We start from the raw sequence: 18686 nt of genomic DNA on the forward strand, positions 1-18686 counted from the left end.
CGAGTATCGGTATGGGAAGGTGCGCGGTTCTTTTGGGCAAGCGGACCGACAGCAGGGACCGGACCGTCGCGGCCGCCGAGCGGCTGTTCCGCGCGCGGGGAGTCGCGGGCACCGGCCTGCGTGAGGTGGTGGACGCGGCGGGCACCGCGCGCGGGGGGCTCGGTCACCACTTCCCCGGCGGCAAGGAGGAACTGGTCACCGAGGTCGTCCAGCGCACCGGCGCCAGGATCGCCGAGCTGCTGGGGGCCCTGCGGGACGTGCGGCCGCCGCCCGCTCCCGCCGACGTGGTCCGCGCCGTGGTCGGGCTGTGGCGCGAGGAACTGCGCCGTACCGATTACGCCCTGGGCTGCCCGCTGGCGGCCTGCGTGGTGGACGGCGCGGTCGAGCACCCCGGCGTGCGCGCGGCGGTCGCCGCCGCGCTGGACAGCTGGGAGGAGCCGCTGGCCGTCCTGCTGGACGGGGCGCCGCGGACGCCCGGCCGCGGGGTCGCCGTCGCCCTGCTCTGCGCGCTCGAAGGGGCGGTCGTCATCGCCAGGGCCCGCCGCGACCTCACGCCGCTGGACGACGTGGAGCGGGTCTTCGCCGACGTCGTGGACTAACCGTCCTCGGCCGGGACGACGACGAGCTCGCCGGTCTGCTCGGCGATGGCCGTGCGGGCCTGCTCGTCCAGGCCGGTGTCGGTCACGAAGACGTCCACGCGGTCGAGCGGGGCGAAGGCGGCCAGGCCGACCATGCCCCACTTGGTGTGGTCGGCCAGCACGACGACGCGCCGGGCGGCGGCGATGAAGGTGGTGTTGGTCTGGGCCTCGGCGAGGTTGGGGCTGGTCAGGCCCGCCTCCGGGGTGATGCCGTGGCAGCCGAGGAACAGCAGGTCGACGTGCAGGCCGGCGATGGTGCGGTCGGCGACCGGGCCGACCAGGACGTCCGACGGGGTCCGGGTGCCGCCGGTGAGGATCACCGTGGCGGCCGGGCCGGGACGGTGCAGGACGTCGGCGGCGGGCAGCGAGTTGGTGACCGCCGTCAGGTTCGGGATGTCGGCCAGATGGCGGGCCAGGGCGTGGACGGTCGTCCCGCCGCCCAGCCCGACGACGGCGCCGGGGGAGACCAGCCGCGCCGCGTGCGCCGCGATGGCGGCCTTGGCCGACATGGCGCGGTCGGACTTGGCGGTGAACCCGGGCTCGAACGCGGCGGCGCCTCCGGGGACGACGGCGCCGCCGTGGACCTTCTCGGCCAGCCCCTGCCGCGCCAGGTGCTCCAGATCGCGCCGGACGGTCATGTCGGAGACGCCCAGCCGGGGCACCAGGTCGGCCACCCGCACGGCGCCGCCGCGCGACAGCTCCTCCAGGATCAGCGCGTGACGCTGCGGCGCGAGCAGCGAGCGGGTCTCATCGGCCATGCGGCAAGAGTAGAACGCAAATCAACGGAATCCGACATCGGACCTGGTCGTGAAAGTCGTTCATGGTTATGTTCGGGGGTGGGGAACTGCCATCCACCATCGACCTCTTTGTGGAGGCGGATGATGCACCGCAACCCGTCCAGAACGCTCGTGCTCGGCGTGACCGCCGCGCTCGCGCTCACCACCGGTGGCGCGGCCGTGGCCGCCGACCGGCCGGTGCGCGACCGGGTCGACCGGCTGCTGGCGCGGATGACCCTGGACGAGAAGCTCGGCCAGATGACCCAGGCCGAGCGGCAGGCCGTGACCGCCGACGACATCACCCGGTACCGGCTCGGCTCGCTGCTGTCGGGCGGCGGGTCGGCGCCCTCGCCGAACACGCCCGAGTCGTGGGCCGACATGACCGACGGCTTCCAGCGGGCGGCGCTGGCCACGCCGAACAAGATCCCGCTCATCTACGGCGTGGACGCCGTCCACGGCCACAACAACGTCGTCAACGCCACGATCTTCCCGCACAACATCGGCCTGGGCGCCACCCGCGACCCCGGGCTGGTGCGCGGGATCGGGCGCGCCACCGCCGAGGAGGTGACCGGCACCGGCCCCGACTGGACGTTCGCGCCCTGCCTGTGCGTGGCGCGCAACGACCGCTGGGGCCGCACCTACGAGTCCTTCGGCGAGGTGCCCGAGCTGGCCTCGGCGATGGCGTCGATCGTCACCGGCTTCCAGGGCGAGAGGCTGAACGGCCGCGCGTCGATCCTGGCCACCGCCAAGCACTACGTCGGCGACGGCGGGACGACCGGCGGCGACGACCAGGGCGACGTCGACCTGTCCGAGGCCGAGCTGCGGAAGATCCATCTGCCGCCGTTCCGGGCGGCCGTCCGCAGGGGCGTCGGCTCGGTGATGATCTCCTACAGCTCGTGGAAGGGCGTCAAGGCGCACGGCCACAAGTACCTGATCACCGACATTCTCAAGAAGGAGCTGCGCTTCTCCGGCCTGGTGGTCTCCGACTGGAACGGCATCGACCAGATCGACGGCAAGCCCGGCTTCACCGCCGAGGAGGTCCGCACCTCGATCAACGCGGGCATCGACATGGTGATGGTGCCGCACGAGTGGAAGCGGTTCATCGACACCCTGCGGGCCGAGGTCCAGGCCGGACGGGTGCCGATGAAGCGGATCGACGACGCCAACCGGCGCATCCTCACCAAGAAGATCGAGCTCGGTCTGTTCGAGCGGCCGTTCGCCGACCGCTCCTACCTGAAGACCGTCGGGTCCGCCGAGCACCGGGCGCTGGCCCGCCGGGCGGTCGCCCGGTCGCAGGTCCTGCTGAAGAACGACCGGGACGTCCTGCCCCTGGCCCGCGACGGCAAGCTGTTCGTGGCCGGGAAGAACGCCGACGACATCGGCAACCAGAGCGGCGGCTGGACGATCACCTGGCAGGGCGCGTCCGGCGCCACCACGCGCGGCACCACGATCCTGGACGGCATCAGGCAGACCGCCGCCCCGGGCTCGACGGTCACCTACAGCAAGGACGGCACCGGCATCGACTCCTCGTACAAGGCCGCCGTCGCGGTCGTGGGCGAGAAGCCGTACGCCGAGTTCGAGGGCGACCGTCCCGGGGCGATGGGCCTGGACGCCGACGACCTGGGCACCATCGAGCGGCTGCGGGCGTCGGGCGTCCCGGTCGTGGTGGTGCTGGTCTCGGGCCGTCCGCTCGACATCGCCGCCGAGCTGCCCAAGTGGAACGGCCTGGTGGCGTCCTGGCTGCCGGGCACCGAGGGACGCGGCGTGGCCGACGTCCTGTTCGGCGTGTCCAGGCCGACCGGGAAGCTCCCGGTGACCTGGATGCGCTCGGCCGAACAGCAGCCCATCAACCGCGGGGACGGCCAGACCCCGCTGTTCCCGTATGGCTATGGCCTGACCTACCGGAGGTAGCCGAAAACGTCGTCGACCGGGCTCGGCTTGACCCCGAAGGTCTCCTGGATCCGGGTCGAGTCCACGACGAACGACCGGTGTGACATGTGCTCGGTCTCCCAGAGCTCGTTCCAGAACGGGTCCGCGAGACCGAGCATCGTCAGCTCGCGGTCGGCCATCGTCTCCAGCCTCGGCGCGGGCGCGCCGGTGACCGCCGCCAGCCGGGACGCCAGGTCGCGGACGGAGACGTTGGCCACCGGGGCGTGCCAGGCCCGTCCCCACGAGCGCTCGTCGCCCGCCACCGCCACCAGCGCCTCGGCGGTGTCGCCGATGGCGGAGAAGCCGTGCGGGGTGTCCAGGTTCGCCGGGACCAGCGCGAGCCTGCCCGCCAGCACGTTCGGCTGCACCAGGAAGGAGAACAGCGAGAACGCGCCCTCGCCGTAGAACTGGCCGGCCCGCACCTCGGTGACGCGCACGCGGCCCGCGTCGTGGGCCTCCTTCGCCTCCCGCCACATCCGCGCTCGCACCTCGCCCTTGGGGCCGGTGGCCGCCAGCGGGTGGTCCTCGGTCAGGGGCCCGTCGACCGGGCCGTAGCCGTAGAGGTTGCCGAGCATCACGTAGTCCGCGCCGCCGCGCTCGGCCGCCGCGAGGATCGAGGCGAACAGCGGCGGGACGGTCTGCGGCCACGTGTGGTACGGCGGCATCGCCGCGTTGAACAGGGTCGCCGCGCCCCGCGTGAGCTCGGCCAGGCCGTCGGTGTCGCCCGCGTCGAGCGCGATCCGCTCGACCAGCGGGTGCTCGGGGCCACCGCCGCCGCGCGTCACCATCCGCACCCTCTCGCCCCGCCCGGCCAGCAGCCGGGCGGTGGCGGCGGCCGTTCCTCCGGCACCCACGATCACATGAAAGGTCATTGTCGGTTCCTTAGCGTCGTGCCCCCGGGAACATCCGGTCACCGGGAGCGTTGGACCCAACAGTGCCGCCCGCGCGGGAAACCGTTCAGGGGTCCGCTCGCCAACCTTCCGGAGGTTCCGGCCATGCACCGCATCGCCGTCGTGGTGGTGTCGCCCGTGATGACGGCCGACGTCGCGATCCCGCACATGGTCTTCGGCGCGCTGCCCGGCGGCTACGAGTTGCGGCTGTGCGCGGCCGAGCCCGGGTCGGCCGAGGCGGTCGACGGTCCCGACGTCCCGGTGCCGCACGGCCTGGAGGCCGTCGCGGACGCCGACTCGGTGATCGTGGTGGGCAGCGGCGGCCGCGAGGGCGTCGAGGAGTCCGTCCTGGCCGCGGTCAGGGCCGCCCACGCCGAGGGCAAGCGGGTGGCGTCGATCTGCACCGGAGCCTTCGTCCTGGCCGAGGCGGGCCTGCTGGACGGGCGGCGCGCGACCACCCACTGGGCCCTGACCGGCGAGCTGGCCCGCCGCTTCCCGGCGATCGCCGTGGCCGAGGAGGTGCTGTTCGTCGAGGACGGCCGGGTCGTGACCTCGGCCGGGGCCGCGGCGGGGATCGAGCTGTGCCTGCACCTGGTCCGGGCCGACCACGGCGCGGACGCCGCCGCCGAGGTCGGCCGCCGGGCCCTGGTGGCGCCGCCGCGTCCCGCCGCGCAGCCACAGGTCGTCCGGGCGGAGGAGCCCGGCGCGCTCGCCGCCACCCGTGCCTGGGCGCTGGAACGCCTCGACGCGCCCCTCTCCCTCGCCGACCTGGCCGCGCACGCCCGGGTCAGCCCCCGGACGCTGACCCGCCGCTTCCACGCCGAGACGGGCCAGAGCCCGCTCCAGTGGTTGCTGTGCCAGCGGGTCGAGCACGCCCGCGAGCTGCTGGAGACCACGGACCTGCCGATGGGCCAGGTGGCCCACCGCAGCGGGCTCGGCACCGCCGACTCGCTGCGCCAGCACCTCCTGCGCCGGGTGGGCCTCACCCCGCGCGACTACCGTCAGCGCGCGAAGACCCCCAGCGCGTCGTAGGCGTGCCAGGAGCCGGTCTTCTTGTCGATGGTGAGCACGTTCTCGCCCGTCTTCAGCGCCGCCTTGGGCAGGGCCAGCTCCACATAGGACGGCTTGAGCGGCGTCCCCGGGAGCGTGGCGTCTCCTTCGAGACTGCCCCGGGTGCCGCCGTTCTCCAGCTTCACCTCCCGTACGGGAGTGCCGTTGATCGCCAGGGACGCCGCCCCGGGGTTGGACGCGTGCGTGTCGATGAGCCAGATCGCCAGCCAGACGTCGGTCTCCGGCACCGCGTCCAGCGCGAAGCGGAACGCGGCGCGGCTCGGTTTGTTACCCGCCCACGTGTCGGCGGGGCCCGGCTGGATGTACGCCCAGTCCCTCGACGCCTCGCTCGTGCCGAAGGTGAAGTCCACGCCCCCGGGGAACCTGGCGGTGTACTGCGCGTACCCGGCGGGAGCCAGCGCCAGCTCCAGGCTCTTGTGGTCGAACGTCCCGACCGTGGCCAGCGGCCTGCCGGAGACGGTGACCGACTCGGTGCTGTGCCCGGCGATCTCCGGCGACGGGCGGCTGCGGCGCCCGGCGGCGTCGACCACCACGATCCGGTAGTACCAGTCCTGCCGGGCGCCGCCCATGCGGTCGTGGGCGAACGACGCGTAGACGGTCTTGCCGATGAGGGTCGCGGGGCCGATCGCGAAGCCCCGCGTGCGCGCGCCGTAGATCGCGTAATGGTCGACCAGCGGCCGGTACGCCTCGCCCTCCCAGGCGAGCCGGACGCGCCCGATCTCGCCCGTGGCGCGCACGTCGTGGACGGGACGCGGCCCGGCCAGGCCAAGGGCCGTGCGGCGGGTGACGTTCATGCTCATCAGGCCTCTCGGTTCAGGCCGGGACGCCCGGCTTCGGTGACGAACCGCGCGGCGGTCGAGACGGGAGCGCCGGGACGGCTCACATAGGGGACGGTCTTGAACTCGGAGGTCAGGCTCGACGGCGTCAGGCGGCAGCTCACGTAGCCGCGCCGGGCGTTGTAGAACTTGACGTGCGGGTTGGCCAGCCAGAGCCGGCCGGTCGCGTCGGTCTCGGCCCCGTCGCCGTCCGAGCCGATCGAGCCCGTCACCAGCTCGGTGCCGATCGCGGCCGAGCCCGGGTCCTTCCAGTCGGCCTTGAGCTCGGCGGCCACATGACGGTGGATGTCGCCGGACAGCGCGACCGGGTTGGCGATCCCGTGGCGGCGGAACGCGTCCCAGAGGCGGTCGCGGTTGGCGGGGAAGCCGTCCCACATGTCGTTGCTGTAGAGCTCCCCGGGGCCGGTGTCACGGTCGATCTGGGCCATGACGACGCCGGTGCCGAGCAGGTTCCATGTCGCTTGGGAGCGGCGCAGCCCGTCGTAGAGCCACCTCTCCTGCCGCTCGCCGAGGATCGTCCGCTTGGGGTCGTGCCTCTCGGGGGAGTTGTCGATGACCAGCCCGGCCGGGTAGGTGTCGCGGAACTGCCGGTTGTCGAGCATGTCGATCTGCGCCAGGCGGCCCCAGCGGTGCCGCTGGTACAGCGCGATGTCGGGCCCGTCGGGAAGCGACACGGTGCGCAGCGGCAGGTTCTCGTAGAACGCGCGGTAGGCCACCGCCCTGCGGCGCAGGAAGTCCTTGGGCGGAATGCCGGTCTCGGACCACTCGTCCGCGTGGTTGTTCTGCACCTCGTGGTCGTCGGTGGTGAACACCCACGGCGCGTTCGCGTGCGCGGCCTGGAGGTTCGGATCCGACTTGAACAGGGCGTACCGGAGGCGGTGCTGCTCCAGTGTGGTGATCTCCACCGCGTGCTCGGGACCGGGAAGCGGGGTTCCGCCGCGCCACATGTTCGTCTTGGTGATGCCGTACTCGTAGATGTAGTCGCCGAGGAACAGGACCAGGTCGAGGTCCTCCTTGGCCATGTGCTCGTACGCGGTGAAGTGGCCGTGGTACCAGGCCGCGCAGGACGCGGTGGCGAACCGCAGCTCGGCGGCCCGGTCGCCGGGCGCGGGCGCGGTCCGGGTCCGTCCGGCCGGGCTCAGCTCGCCGCCCGCGCGGAAGCGGTAGAAGTACTCGCGGCCGGGACGCAGGCCGTGCACCTCGGCGTGGACCGAGTGCGCCAGCTCGGGCGTGGCCAGCGCCTGGCCGCGCCGGGCGATCCGGCGGAACCCGGCGTCCTCGGCCACCTCGTACCGGACGGTGTACGGCCGCGGCGGCATGCCGCCGTGGCCGTCGGGGGCGAGCGGGTCCGGTGCGAGGCGCGTCCACAGGACGAACCCGTCCGGCAGGGGCGAGCCCGACGCGACCCCGAGCGTGAACGGGTCGGCCGGGACCCTTCCCCCGACGTTCTCCTCGGCGGCGGCGTGGCCGGTGCCGAGGGTCAGGGCGGCGGCGCCGACGCCGGTCATCGCGAGGAAGGACCGGCGTCCTGGCAGGGGAGAACTCATACGTGGCACTCCAACAGGGGGAAGAGAACTACTTGAGTCCGCCGGAGGTCAGCCCGGCGACGATGCGGCGCTGGAAGAGCAGCACCACGGCGACCAGCGGCACGGTGACGACCACCCCGGCCGCCATCTGGGTCCCGAACGGCTGGTCGTAGCCGTGCTGCCCGGTGAACTGGGCGACGATCACGTTGGCGGTCTTCATCCGCTGGTCGTTGACCATGCTCACCGCGATCAGGTACTCGTTCCACGCCACCACGAACGTGATGATCGCGGTGGTGAACACCCCGGGCGCGGCCAGCGGCAGGACGACCTTGCGGAACGCCTGCCCGGCCGTGCAGCCGTCGGTCATCGCGGCCTGCTCCAGCTCGAACGGCAGCCGCCGGAAGAACGCGGTCAGGTTCCACACGGCCAGCGGCAGCGCGAACGACAGGTTCGGCACCACCATGGCCTGGTAGGTGTTGATCCAGCCGAGGTCGGTGAACAGCCGCAGCAGCGGGACGATCAGCAGGCTGCCCGGGAACATCGAGGTGGAGATCACCAGCGCCAGCACCAGCCGCTTGAAGCGGAACCGCAGCCGCGCCAGCGCGTACGCCGCGCTCACCCCGATGACCAGCGTCAGCGCCGTGGTCGTCCCGGCCACCAGAACGCTGTTGCCCAGGGCGCGCAGGAACCCGTTGCCCGGCTGGAACACCGCCCGGTAGTTCTCCAGCGAGAACGGGTCGGGCAGCGGCGACTTGTCGAGGATGTCGCCGGTCGGGCGCAGGCTGGAGACGACCATCCAGTAGAACGGCGCCAGGCAGAACACCACCACGAGCACCAGCGGCGCGACGCGTCTCATCACCGCTCGTCCTTTCCGATGATGTCGGCGCCGAGCAGCCGCACGAAGACGAACGCGGCCAGGGCGATGTAGAGGAAGAGCAGGCTGGCGGTGGCGGCGGCCGGGCCGTAGCGCAGGTTCATTGCGTCGTCCCAGGCCAGCTGGGACAGCGTCTCCACCGACGGTTTGCGGGTGCCGACGAGCACCTGCGGCAGGTCGAACATCCGCAGCGAGTCCATCATCCGGAACATCACCGCGACCAGCAGCGTGGGCTTCACCAGCGGGAGTGTGATGTGGACGAGGCGGTCCCAGGCTCCGGCGCCGTCCACGCGGGCGGCCTCGTACACCTCGTCGGGGATGAGCTGGAGCCCGGCCAGCACCAGCAGCGCCACGAACGGCGCGGTCTTCCACGTGTCGGCAACGATCACCGCGAGCTTGGCGGCGCCGCCGTCGGCCGTCCAGAGGATCTCGCGGCCGAGCACCGCGTTGGCGACGCCGTCCGCCGAGAAGATCCACCGCCACAGCAGCGCGGAGATCGCGGTCGGGATCGCCCACGGGACCAGCACGCTGGCGCGGAACAGGGCCCGGCCCCGGAAGGCCCGCTGCATGAGCAACGCCATGGCCAGGCCGACGAGAGTCTCGATCACGACCGTGGTGGCGGTGAAGAACGTCGTGTTCCACAGGGCCGTCAGGAACCGGTCGCCGGTCAGCAGCGCGGTGTAGTTGGACACCCCGCTGAACCGCTCGGCCTGGACGACCAGGCCGTCGGCGTCCAGCTCCTCGCTGGTGCGGTGCAGCGAGTCCCACACCGCCACCACGATCGGGAACGCGATGACGAGCGCGAGCACCGCGAACGTCGGGGACAGCAGGGCGGCGGCGAGCCGTCCGTCCCCGTGCTTGACCCGCCTCGGGCCGGGCCCCTCGTGGCCTGCGGGAGCGGGCCCGGCCGGAGGCGGTACCGACGCTGCGGCAGGATGGCTGCCGAGGTCGGTGGTCTGGGGGCGCATCGCGCTAGTCGGCCAGCCCGGACAGGGCGACCTGGAGGTCGGCCGACGCCTGGTCCACCGACTTGCGCCCGGTCACCGCGGCGGTGACCTGGTCCTGGACGGCGGCGCTGACCTGGCTGTACTTGACCGCGACCGGACGCGGCCTGGCCGTCTCCAGGCTCTTCTTCAGCACCGGCAGGTACGGGTACAGCTTGATCATCGCGGGGTCGTCGTAGAGGGCGCCGCGCGAGAGCGGGAACGACTGCTCGCGGCCGTACTCCCGCTGGACGTCCAGGCTCACGATGTAGGCGATGAAGTCGCGCGCGCTGGCCTGGTGCTTGGAGAAGGCCGACACCGCCAGGTTGTTGCCGCCGAGCGTCCCGGAGCCGGGGCCGTCCTTCCCGGGGAGCGGCGCCACGTCGAACTTGCCGTTGACCTTGGACGAGCCGTCCTTGGCGGACGCGAGCGCGTACACGTAGGCCCAGTTGCGGTGGAAGACCAGCTTGCCGTCCTGGAACGCGCGGCGGCTCTCCTCCTCCTTCAGCGTCACGCCCTTGGAGGGGATGAGGCCCTGCTTGAAACCGTCCACCAGGAACTGGAGCCCGGCCTTGGCCTGGGCGGTGTTCACCTGCGGCTTGCCCGCGGCGTCGAACACCTGGCCCCCGGCCGACTGCACGGCCTCGGAGTAGTTGACGGTCAGGCCCTCGTACTTGTCGTACTGGCCCGCGTAGCAGTCGGCGCCCTTGCCCTGGGAGGTCTTCTTCACCTTGTCGCAGGCGTCGCGCAATGCGGCCCAAGTCGTCGGCGGCTCCTTCACCCCCGCCGCCGACAGCAGGTCCTTGCGGTAGTACAGGATGCCGGTGCCGGTCAGCCACGGCGCGGCGTAGAGCTTGCCCCGGTACTTGCCCGTCTCCAGGGCAGCCGGTACGAACGTTCCCGGGGCAAGCTTGTCTTCGGGGAGGGGCAGCACCCAGCGGCGGGCGGCGAACTCGGCCGTCCACACCGCGTCCAGCCGGATCACGTCGTAGGCGCTGGACTTGATCTGCGCGTTCTGGACGAGCTGCTGCCGCGTCTGGTCGCCGTCCTCGGGCAGCTCGACCAGCCGGACCTTCTCGTTCGGGTGCTGGGCGTTCCAGCGGCCGACCAGCTTCTGGATCGTCCCGCTGAGATCCTTGCCGGTGGCGAACGTGATGGGGCCGCGCCCCTGGTTCGTCGCCGCCGGGGTCTTCTTCTCCGACCCGCCGCACCCGGCCAGTCCGAGCGCCAGGACGACGGCGGCGCCGCCCCACAGAATCCTCGTCGTCATGGGCTCGCCGTACCTTTCGCGGGGGAGGTGGGGGACGGGTCGACGGACACGACCGTCCCGGTGAGGCGCGCCCGCTCGGCCGCCCAGACCACGCGGTGCGAGGCCAGGCTCTGCCGTCCGTCGGAGCTGAGCGGCGCCGGGTCGCCGGCGGCCAGCGCCGCGACGAACGCGTCGGCCAGGGCGTCGTCGGCGGCGTCGTGGCGCCCGTCGGGGGAGGTCTCGCCCCCGGTGGCGTCGATGGTCTCGGCCTCGCCGGTGACGAAGTCGCGCACCGTGAGCCGGGCGCCGTCCCCTTCGACGCAGCCCGCGGTCCCGAAGATCCGGGTCTGCCGCTGCGCGTAGGGGGAGAACGCGGTCATCGTGAAGGTCGCGGTCGCGCCCGAGGGGAACTCCATGTTCACCACCTGGTGGTCGACCACGTCGTTGTCGCACGCGTAGACGCAGCGCCCGTAGGGGCCGGTGCGCAGCGCGTCGAGCACGCCGTCCTCGGTGAAGTCGCGCGTGACCGCGCTCAGCGGCCACGCCTCGCGCTCGGGGTCGCCGACGCACGACAGGTACAGGCGGGGGGCCGAGTAGGCGCAGCCCGGCTCCACCGCGCAGTCCAGGCAGCGGGCCGCCGCGCCGTCGGGACGGTTCTCCGGGCGGAAGTGCGACAGCCGCCCGAACGAGCCGACCCGGGCGGGAACCTCGCCCATCACATGGATGATCCAGTCGATGTCGTGGACGGACTTGGTCATGAGCATCGGGCCCGACTCGTCCTCGCGGCGCCAGTTGCCGCGCACGTAGGAGTGGGCCTGGTGCCACCACCCCACGGGCTCCAGATGCTGGACCGAGACGGGCGTCCCGATCCGGCCCGCCGCGATGATCTCCCTGATCGCGCGGGTGTAGGGCGTATAACGGAGCACGTGACAGACGGCGAGCATGGTCCCGGCGCGCTCGGCGGCCGCGACCACGCGCTCGGCGTCGGCCTCGCGGGTGGCCATCGGCTTCTCCAGCAGGACGTGGTAGCCGAGCCCGGCGAGCCGCACCGCGGGCTCGGCGTGGTCGGCGTCCTGTGTGGCGATGATGACGCCGTCGGCCAGCCGTCCCGCCAGCGCGAGCGCCCGCCAGTCGGAGAAGACCCGCTCCGGCGGCAGGTCGTGCTCCCAGGCGAAGCGCTCGCGGCGCACGGGGTCCGGCTCGGCCACCGCCACGATCCGTCCCCGCCCCGTGGCGCGCACGCGCCGGGCGTAGGTGGACCCGCGCAGACCGGCGCCCGCGACGGCGACGGTCGGCCCTCCGGACTCCATCCCGTTCACCCTCCTGACCTGGTGCTCTATTTACGAAAGGAGATTTCGTAAGTATGTTGGCAATAATGTCGTCGGTCCGGCCGAGCCCTGTCAAGAGGTGACGTGTCCGAAATTTCCCTGCACGGGGGCGACCCCTCCGTGCTGCGCCGCCTCAACGCGGCCGCCACGCTGCGCGCCCTGCGCGGCGGCGGCGAGCCGACCCTCAGCGAGCTGGCCGGTCAGGTCGGCCTGTCCCGTCCCACCACCGAGGGCGTCCTGGCCGAGCTGGCCGAGCGCGGCCTGGTGGCCGAGGTCCCGCCCCGCTCCGGCACCGGCCTGGGCCGTCCGGCCCGGCGCTACCGGTTCTGCTCCGAGGCCGGATACGCGCTGGGCATCGACGTGGACGCCCACTGGGTCCAGGTCTTCGCCGCCGACCTCGACGGCCGTGTCGCCGGGTCGCACCGCGTCGACCTCGGCGTCGGCTGGGAGCCGCCCGAGCGCCTGGCCGCCGTGCGCGGCGCCGTGAAGACCTGCCTGTCCAGGGCCGGTGTCGAGCGCTCGGCCCTGTGGGCGGTCGGCGCCGGGACGCCGGGCGTGGTCGACCTCGACGGGACCGTGCGGTTCTGCACGGTCGTCCCCGGCTGGCAGGGGCTCAACCTGGGGCGCGAGCTCGGCCGCTCGTTCGGCTGCCCCGTCTACGTCGAGAACGACGCCAACCTCGCGGCCATGGCCGAGCGCTGGCGCGGCGCCGCGCGCGACGTGGACGACGTCCTGTGCGTCCTGGCCGGGCTCCACACCGGGACGGGCGCCCTCATCGGCGGACGCCTGCACCGCGGCCGCTGGGGCGGCGCGGGCGAGGTCGGAATGCTGCCCGAGCTGGGCCTGCGCGACACCATGGCCGCGCTGACCGGCACCCCGCCGCCGCCCGCCGACGGCGGGCCCGAGGGCGTGCTGGCCGCCGCCCGGCGCGACGACCCCGAGGCCGTCGCGCTGGTCGAGCGGCTGGCCGCGCGGATGTCGCGCGGCATCGCGGCCATGGCCCTCGCCCTGGACCCCGAGGTGATCGTGGTCGGCGGCCCGCTCACCCGCGCGGGCGACCGCCTGGTGGACGAGCTGCGGCGGCGCGTCCTGCCGCTGTGCCTGGGCCCGGTGCGGCTGGAGGCGTCGGCGCTCGGCGAGGAGGCCGTCGGGATCGGCGCCGTCCGGCTGGCCCTGGACCGCATCGACGAGAACCTCTTCAGGGTCGACTGAAGACCGGCGGGCGGCCTCTACAAGACTCGACAAAATCGCACAAGAATCGTTGACGGGTCCGGGACGCGGATCTACTGTCCGGGCATAGGTCCACGGGCGGCAGGGGGCGTCCCGCGACGCGTTGAGGAGATGCGATGCCCCGCCGTGCCCAAGCCCTGCTCATCGCGGCGCTCATGGCCGTGAGCCCGCTCCCCGGACGCGCCTCCGCCTCGGCGGCCCCGCCGCCCGACGTCTACACCTACCTCGACGATCCCCAGAAGGTCGCCGAAGGACAGGAACCGGCCCACGCGCCGCTGCGGCCCACGCAGAATCGCTGGTCGCGCTCACTGGACGGCGAATGGCGCCTGAAGATGGCCAAAACCCCAGGTGAGGTGCCTTCGGGCTTCTACCGCGACGGGTACGACACTTCCGGCTGGCCGCGCGCCAAGGTTCCGCACACCTGGCAGAGCGACCGGCTCGACCACCCGATGTTCCGCAACATCCCCACCGAGGTCTGGCCGGACGACCCGCCCAGGACCCCGCGCGACATCAACCCCACCGGCGCCTACGTCAAGAAGCTCGACGTCCCCGAAGACTGGGGCGACCGGCGCACGTTCCTGCGCTTCGAGGGCGTCACCAGCGCGTACCTCGTCTGGGTGAACGGCCGCTACGCGGGCTACGACCAGGGCGGGTACACCCCGGCCGAATTCGACATCAGCGAACTCGTCCGCACGGGCTCCAACACCGTCGCCGTCCAGGTCCACCGCTGGAGCGCGGGCTCGTACCTGGAGGACGTCGACCAGTGGCGCTACAGCGGGATCTTCCGCTCGGTCTGGGCCTACTCCACGCCCGCGACCTACCTGCGCGACGCCACCGTCACCACCGACCTGGACGCGTCCTACCGGAACGCCACGCTGACCGCCGCCCTCACGCTGGCCAGCAAGAACGGCCCCAAGGGCGAGCACACCGTCAGGGCCGTGCTCCGCGACCCCGGCGGCAGGCGGGTCGCGGCGTTCTCCGGCAAGACCGACGTCACCGGTGCCACGGCGGCCCTGAAACTGTCGGCGCCCGTGCGCGACCCGGCCAAATGGTCGGACGAGACCCCCGCTCTCCACCGGCTGGAGCTCGCGCTGCTGGACCCGTCCGGCCGGGTCGTCCAGACCACCGGCGAGAACGTCGGCTTCCGCGAGATCGAGATCCGTGACCGGCGGCTGCTGGTCAACGGCAGACGGATCCTGATCAAGGGCGTCAACCGGGCCGAGACCGATCCCGACACCGGACGGCACCAGACCCGCGAGCGGCAGGAGACCGACGTCGCGCTGATGAAGCGGCTCAACATCAACGCCGTCCGCACCTCGCACTACCCGTCCGACCCCTACCTGTACGAGCTGGCCGACCGGCACGGGCTCTGGATCGACGACGAGGTCGACATCGAGACCCACAACCTGGAGGACTGCACGCGGCCGCCCGGGCCCCGGGACTGCCTGGCCGACCGTCCCGAATGGCAGAAGGCGTTCCAGGACCGCTTCGAGGCGATGGTGGCCCGCGACAAGAACCACCCGAGCGTCTTCCTGTGGGACACCGGGAACGAGGCGGGCCTGGGCGCGGCCCACCACACGATGGCCGCGTGGGCCAAGGCGAACGACCCGACCCGTCCCCTCTACCACCAGTCGAACGTCCCCGACGGCGACGCCCCGTTCGCCCACGTCTGGGGCCCGCGCTACCCGACGCCCAAGGGGCTCGAAGGCCAGGCCGCCCGGACGACCAAGCCGATCATCATGGGCGAGTACGCGCACGCGATGGGCAACAGCCTCGGCAACTTCCGCGAGTTCTGGGAGGTCGTCCGCAAGTACCCGCAGGTGCAGGGCGGCTTCATCTGGGACTGGGCCGAGGGCAACATGCGCCACCCGCTGATCACCACGCCCGACTCGTCCCCCAGCAAGATCAAGACATGGCTCCAGGGCATGCCCGAGACCGTGCCGGGCCATCGCGGCAAGGCCCTGTACCTCTCCGGCCTGGACGACTTCGTCGAGGTCTACCGCGACCGCCGCCTCGACCTCACCGGCACGTCCCTCACCCTCGACTCCTGGGTGAAGCCCGCCCGGCTCTGGACGGGCGACTTCACCATCCTCACCAAGGGCGACCACCAGTACGGGCTGAAGATGTCCGACGAGAACACCCTGGAGTTCTTCGTCCACAGCGGCACCTGGCGGACGGTCCGCGCACCCGTCCCGGCGAACTGGCACGACGGCTGGCACCGCGTGACCGGCACCTACGACGGCACCGCCCTGCGCCTTTACGTGGACGGGCGCGAGTCCGCCGCGATCCCGTTCACGGGCGCCATCGACGGATCGTCCTTCGACGTCAACGTCGGCCGCAACTCCGAGACCATGCAGGACCAGCTCAAGGGCCGCATGGCCCACGGGAGCGTCGACGAGGTCCGCGTCTACCCCCGGGCGCTCACGGCCGCCGAGCTGGGAGCGAACGCCGATCCCAAGAAGGACGCCGTCCTGGCCCTGGACTTCGACGGTTTCACCGAGAAGGGCACGTTCCTCTCCAACGGGGAGAGCCTGTCGGGGGTCGACGGCCTGGTCGGCACCGACCGCTACCTCCAGCCGGAGCTGGCGCAGCTGGCGTGGGTGCACTCGCCGATCCGCGTGACCCGCGACGGCGACGCTCTGACCGTCGCGAGCGAGCGCGCCTTCGCGGGCACCGGCGACCTGGAGCTGCGCTGGCGGCACACCGAGGGCGCCAGGACGCTCGCCTCGGGCCGGAGCGCGCTGGACGTCGCGCCCGGCGCCACGGCGACGGTTCGGCTTCCAAGTCTGCCGCCCAGCGGCAACGAACGCTGGCTGACCGCCGACGTCGTGCTCAGGCGCGACACCTGGTTCGGCAGGGCCGGGCACGTGGTGGGCTTCGGGCAGTTTTCCTCGGGCGGCAAGGCCGTACCCGGGGTGCGCGAGCCGTCCTCCTCCGCCAAGCCGTCGGTGACCCAGGACACCGAGCAGGTCGTCGTCACCGGCCGCGACTTCCGCTACGTCTTCGACCGGTCCGAGGGCACGCTGACCTCGATGCGCCACAAGGGCGCCGAGCTGCTGCGCAAGGGCCCCGAGCTGGACGTGTGGCGCGCCCCCATCAGCAACGAGACCTACACCTGGGGACGCGCCGAGGGCGAGGACTGGCGCCGGGCGGGCCTGGACCGCCTGCGGACGGCGCCCGGCCCGATCACGGTCACGCCGGGGGACAAGGTGACCGTCCAGATCCCGTCCCGGGTCTCCGGACGGGCCGACGCCTGGTTCGACCAGACGCTCACCTACGTCGTCGACGGCGGCGGCCAGATCGACCTCACCCACAAGGTCAGCCCCCAGGGCAAGATACGGTCGCTGCCCTATCTGGCCCGCGTCGGGCACACCCTCAAGGCGCCCGCGTCGTTCCAGCGGTTCGCCTGGTACGGGCGCGGCCCGGTCGAGAACTACAACGACCGCAAGGACGGCACGCCCATGGGCGTCTGGAGGTCGTCGGTCGACCGGCAGTACGTCGACTACTACCGGCCGCAGGACCACGGCAACCACGACGACGTCCGCTGGGCCATGCTGACCGACGGGAAGAAGGCGGGCCTGCTGGTCGGCGGCGACCTGGAGGTCGGCGTCACCGCCTACGACGACCTCGACCGCGCGCTCTACCCGTTCGCCCGCGTCCGGAACCCGGGCTGGAACACCCTGCACGTCGACCACGCCGTCACCGGCGTCGGCGACACGCCGAACCCGGTTCGTCCCGAATACCAGGTGCGTTCCGACCGCGACTACACCTACACGACCGTCCTGCGTCCGGTGACGCCCGAGGAGGCGGCGAACCAGACTCCCTAGCCGCCGGTCAGGCGCCGGAAGAGCACATCGGCCCGGTCGGTACCGCCGGTACCGGGATGGATCTCGAAGACGCCGCTGTGGATCGGGCTGATGATCTGCGGCGCCACCATGACCTTGCCGTCGATGACCATGGCGATCTGGCTGGCCGGTGAGGAGGCGTTGCGCTGGTACTCCGACTGCGCCTGGGTGGTCAGCTCGCCGAAGCGCTTGCCGTCCGCCGACCGCAGCCGCACCGAGAGCACCGGCAGGGTCTGGCCGGAGTTCTCGCCGGGCCCGGACACCTTGAGGTCGTCGACCTCGCTGACGGTGAAGCCCGGGCCGAGGACGAAGCATTCGGCGCCGGTGGCGTCCGGTGTCTGCCCGGACTTGCACGGGGCCTTGCCCAGCGACCGCACGGGCTGGAGGGACAGCGGCGTCTTGAGCTTGCCCGAGTGTTTCAGCGCGCCGCTCTCGGACTCGGGCCACACCGCGTAGGCGACCCCGGCCGTCAGCGCCAGTACCAGCACGGCCGCTCCGGCCAGGATCGCGTAGAGGGCGGTGCGCGAGCGCGGCGGAGGCGGCGGCTGGGGGATCGCCCACAGGTCCGCGTGGCCCGGAGCCGCCGGGGCGGTCGGGATGCCCGGGGGCGCCGGTTCGGGACGGGGGATCGTGGACGGGTGGGGGTCGCCCAGCAGGAGCGCCATGATCTCCTCCGCGCCGGGACGAAGCGCGGGGTCCTTGGCCATGCAGCGCGCCAGCAGCGCGGCCAGCGGCTGCGGGACGCCGGACAGGTCGGGCTCGCCGCTGGTGATCCGGTGCATCACCTCGGGGATCGTCGTGCCCGCGAACGGCGCCCGTCCCGTGGCGGCGAAGGTCAGCGTGGCCGCCCAGGCGAAGATGTCGGCGGGCGGGCCGATCCGGCCCCCGGTGATCTGCTCGGGGGCCATGTACGCGGGCGTCCCCACGACCCCGCTCGCGGTGGCCGACTTCGCGCCGCCCTCCAGCACCCGCGAGATCCCGAAGTCGATGACCCTCGGGCCGTCCGGCCCCATCAGCACGTTGGCCGGCTTGAAGTCGCGGTGCACGACCCCGGCGCGGTGGATGGCGGCCAGCGCCGTGGCCGTGGCGACGGCCAGCCGGTCCAGATCGGTGCCCGTGCGGGGGCCCTGCCCGGTCACGACGTCCTTCAGCGGCGGCCCGGGAACGTACTCGCTGGCGATGTAGGGCCGGTCGCCGTCGATGTCGGCGGCCAGCACCTGGGCCGTGCAGAAGCCCGCGATCCGCTCGATCACCGCCAGCTCGCGCGCGAACCGCTCGCGCATCTCGGGATCGGCGGCGAGCTGCACCCGCAGCACCTTGACCGCGGCCCGCCCGCCGGACTCGTCGCGGCCGAGATAGACCACCCCCTGCCCGCCCTCGCCCAGCCGCCCCTCCAGGCGGTAGCCGCCCACCGATTCCGGATCGTCGGAGCGCAGCGGCGGGACGTCGGTCATGCATCCTCCAAGGGGCGAAATCCCGTCAGTTCTACCCTGATCGGCATTCCACCGCCA

14 protein-coding genes are annotated in these 18686 nt (G+C 72.6%); 5 read left to right on the forward strand and 9 right to left on the reverse strand.

The window, feature by feature from the left end; translation table 11 throughout:
• The first annotated feature begins 32 nt into the window (after nt 1-32).
• Complete coding sequence (locus tag ACQPY4_RS13805) at nt 33-599, forward strand: TetR/AcrR family transcriptional regulator (RefSeq protein ID WP_433336181.1); 567 nt, start codon at nt 33-35, stop codon at nt 597-599.
• Here ACQPY4_RS13805 and ACQPY4_RS13810 read toward each other — a convergent pair.
• Nucleotides 596-1396 (reverse strand): DeoR/GlpR family DNA-binding transcription regulator, encoded by an 801-nt coding sequence (locus tag ACQPY4_RS13810; protein WP_433336183.1) that lies wholly within the window; start codon nt 1394-1396, stop codon nt 596-598. The two genes, ACQPY4_RS13805 and ACQPY4_RS13810, sit on opposite strands and share 4 nt — an antisense overlap.
• Nucleotides 1397-1516: 120 nt before the next feature.
• Between ACQPY4_RS13810 and ACQPY4_RS13815 the strand changes: the two genes are divergently transcribed.
• A complete protein-coding gene (locus ACQPY4_RS13815; protein ID WP_433336185.1) occupies nt 1517-3325 on the forward strand; it encodes a glycoside hydrolase family 3 protein in 1809 nt (602 codons plus the stop codon).
• Here the strand turns inward: ACQPY4_RS13815 and ACQPY4_RS13820 are convergent.
• Nucleotides 3313-4215 carry an NAD-dependent epimerase gene (locus tag ACQPY4_RS13820; protein WP_433336187.1) on the reverse strand — a complete coding sequence of 301 codons (903 nt, stop codon included), beginning with the start codon at nt 4213-4215 and terminating at the stop codon, nt 3313-3315. The genes ACQPY4_RS13815 and ACQPY4_RS13820 overlap by 13 nt on opposite strands.
• A gap of 123 nt (nt 4216-4338) precedes the next feature.
• Between ACQPY4_RS13820 and ACQPY4_RS13825 the strand changes: the two genes are divergently transcribed.
• Nucleotides 4339-5265, forward strand: coding sequence for a GlxA family transcriptional regulator (locus ACQPY4_RS13825; RefSeq protein ID WP_433336189.1), 927 nt, complete (start codon nt 4339-4341; stop codon nt 5263-5265).
• Here ACQPY4_RS13825 and ACQPY4_RS13830 read toward each other — a convergent pair.
• The 6 genes from ACQPY4_RS13830 to ACQPY4_RS13855 are packed head-to-tail and all read right to left on the reverse strand — an operon-like array spanning nt 5235 to nt 12082.
• Nucleotides 5235-6104 carry a polysaccharide lyase family protein gene (locus ACQPY4_RS13830; protein WP_433336191.1) on the reverse strand — a complete coding sequence of 290 codons (870 nt, stop codon included), beginning with the start codon at nt 6102-6104 and terminating at the stop codon, nt 5235-5237. The genes ACQPY4_RS13825 and ACQPY4_RS13830 overlap by 31 nt on opposite strands.
• Nucleotides 6104-7687 carry an alkaline phosphatase D family protein gene (locus ACQPY4_RS13835; RefSeq protein ID WP_433336193.1) on the reverse strand — a complete coding sequence of 528 codons (1584 nt, stop codon included), beginning with the start codon at nt 7685-7687 and terminating at the stop codon, nt 6104-6106. The genes ACQPY4_RS13830 and ACQPY4_RS13835 overlap by 1 nt, the downstream gene beginning before the upstream one ends.
• Nucleotides 7688-7715: 28 nt before the next feature.
• Nucleotides 7716-8522 (reverse strand): carbohydrate ABC transporter permease, encoded by an 807-nt coding sequence (locus ACQPY4_RS13840; RefSeq protein WP_433336195.1) that lies wholly within the window; start codon nt 8520-8522, stop codon nt 7716-7718.
• Entirely contained in the window at nt 8522-9508 is a 987-nt protein-coding gene (locus ACQPY4_RS13845; RefSeq protein WP_433336197.1) for a carbohydrate ABC transporter permease, read from the reverse strand. The genes ACQPY4_RS13840 and ACQPY4_RS13845 overlap by 1 nt, the downstream gene beginning before the upstream one ends.
• Before the next feature lie 4 nt (nt 9509-9512).
• On the reverse strand, nt 9513-10793 hold the full coding sequence (locus ACQPY4_RS13850) for an ABC transporter substrate-binding protein (protein WP_433336199.1): 1281 nt from the start codon (nt 10791-10793) through the stop codon (nt 9513-9515).
• Nucleotides 10790-12082, reverse strand: coding sequence for a Gfo/Idh/MocA family protein (locus ACQPY4_RS13855; protein WP_433336201.1), 1293 nt, complete (start codon nt 12080-12082; stop codon nt 10790-10792). Before ACQPY4_RS13855 ends, ACQPY4_RS13850 begins: the two co-directional genes overlap by 4 nt.
• 102 nt (nt 12083-12184) lie before the next feature.
• Here ACQPY4_RS13855 and ACQPY4_RS13860 point away from each other — a divergent pair, with 102 nt between their 5' ends.
• Both ACQPY4_RS13860 and ACQPY4_RS13865 read left to right on the forward strand, forming a co-directional pair.
• Complete coding sequence (locus tag ACQPY4_RS13860; RefSeq protein ID WP_433336203.1) at nt 12185-13312, forward strand: ROK family protein; 1128 nt, start codon at nt 12185-12187, stop codon at nt 13310-13312.
• A gap of 134 nt (nt 13313-13446) precedes the next feature.
• Nucleotides 13447-17157 (forward strand): glycoside hydrolase family 2 TIM barrel-domain containing protein, encoded by a 3711-nt coding sequence (locus ACQPY4_RS13865; protein ID WP_433336205.1) that lies wholly within the window; start codon nt 13447-13449, stop codon nt 17155-17157.
• Here the strand turns inward: ACQPY4_RS13865 and ACQPY4_RS13870 are convergent.
• Entirely contained in the window at nt 17154-18629 is a 1476-nt protein-coding gene (locus ACQPY4_RS13870) for a protein kinase domain-containing protein (protein ID WP_433336207.1), read from the reverse strand. The two genes, ACQPY4_RS13865 and ACQPY4_RS13870, sit on opposite strands and share 4 nt — an antisense overlap.
• Nucleotides 18630-18686: the final 57 nt, after the last annotated feature.

The organism is Spirillospora sp. CA-294931, assembly GCF_050946795.1.
Lineage (GTDB): Bacteria > Actinomycetota > Actinomycetes > Streptosporangiales > Streptosporangiaceae > Spirillospora.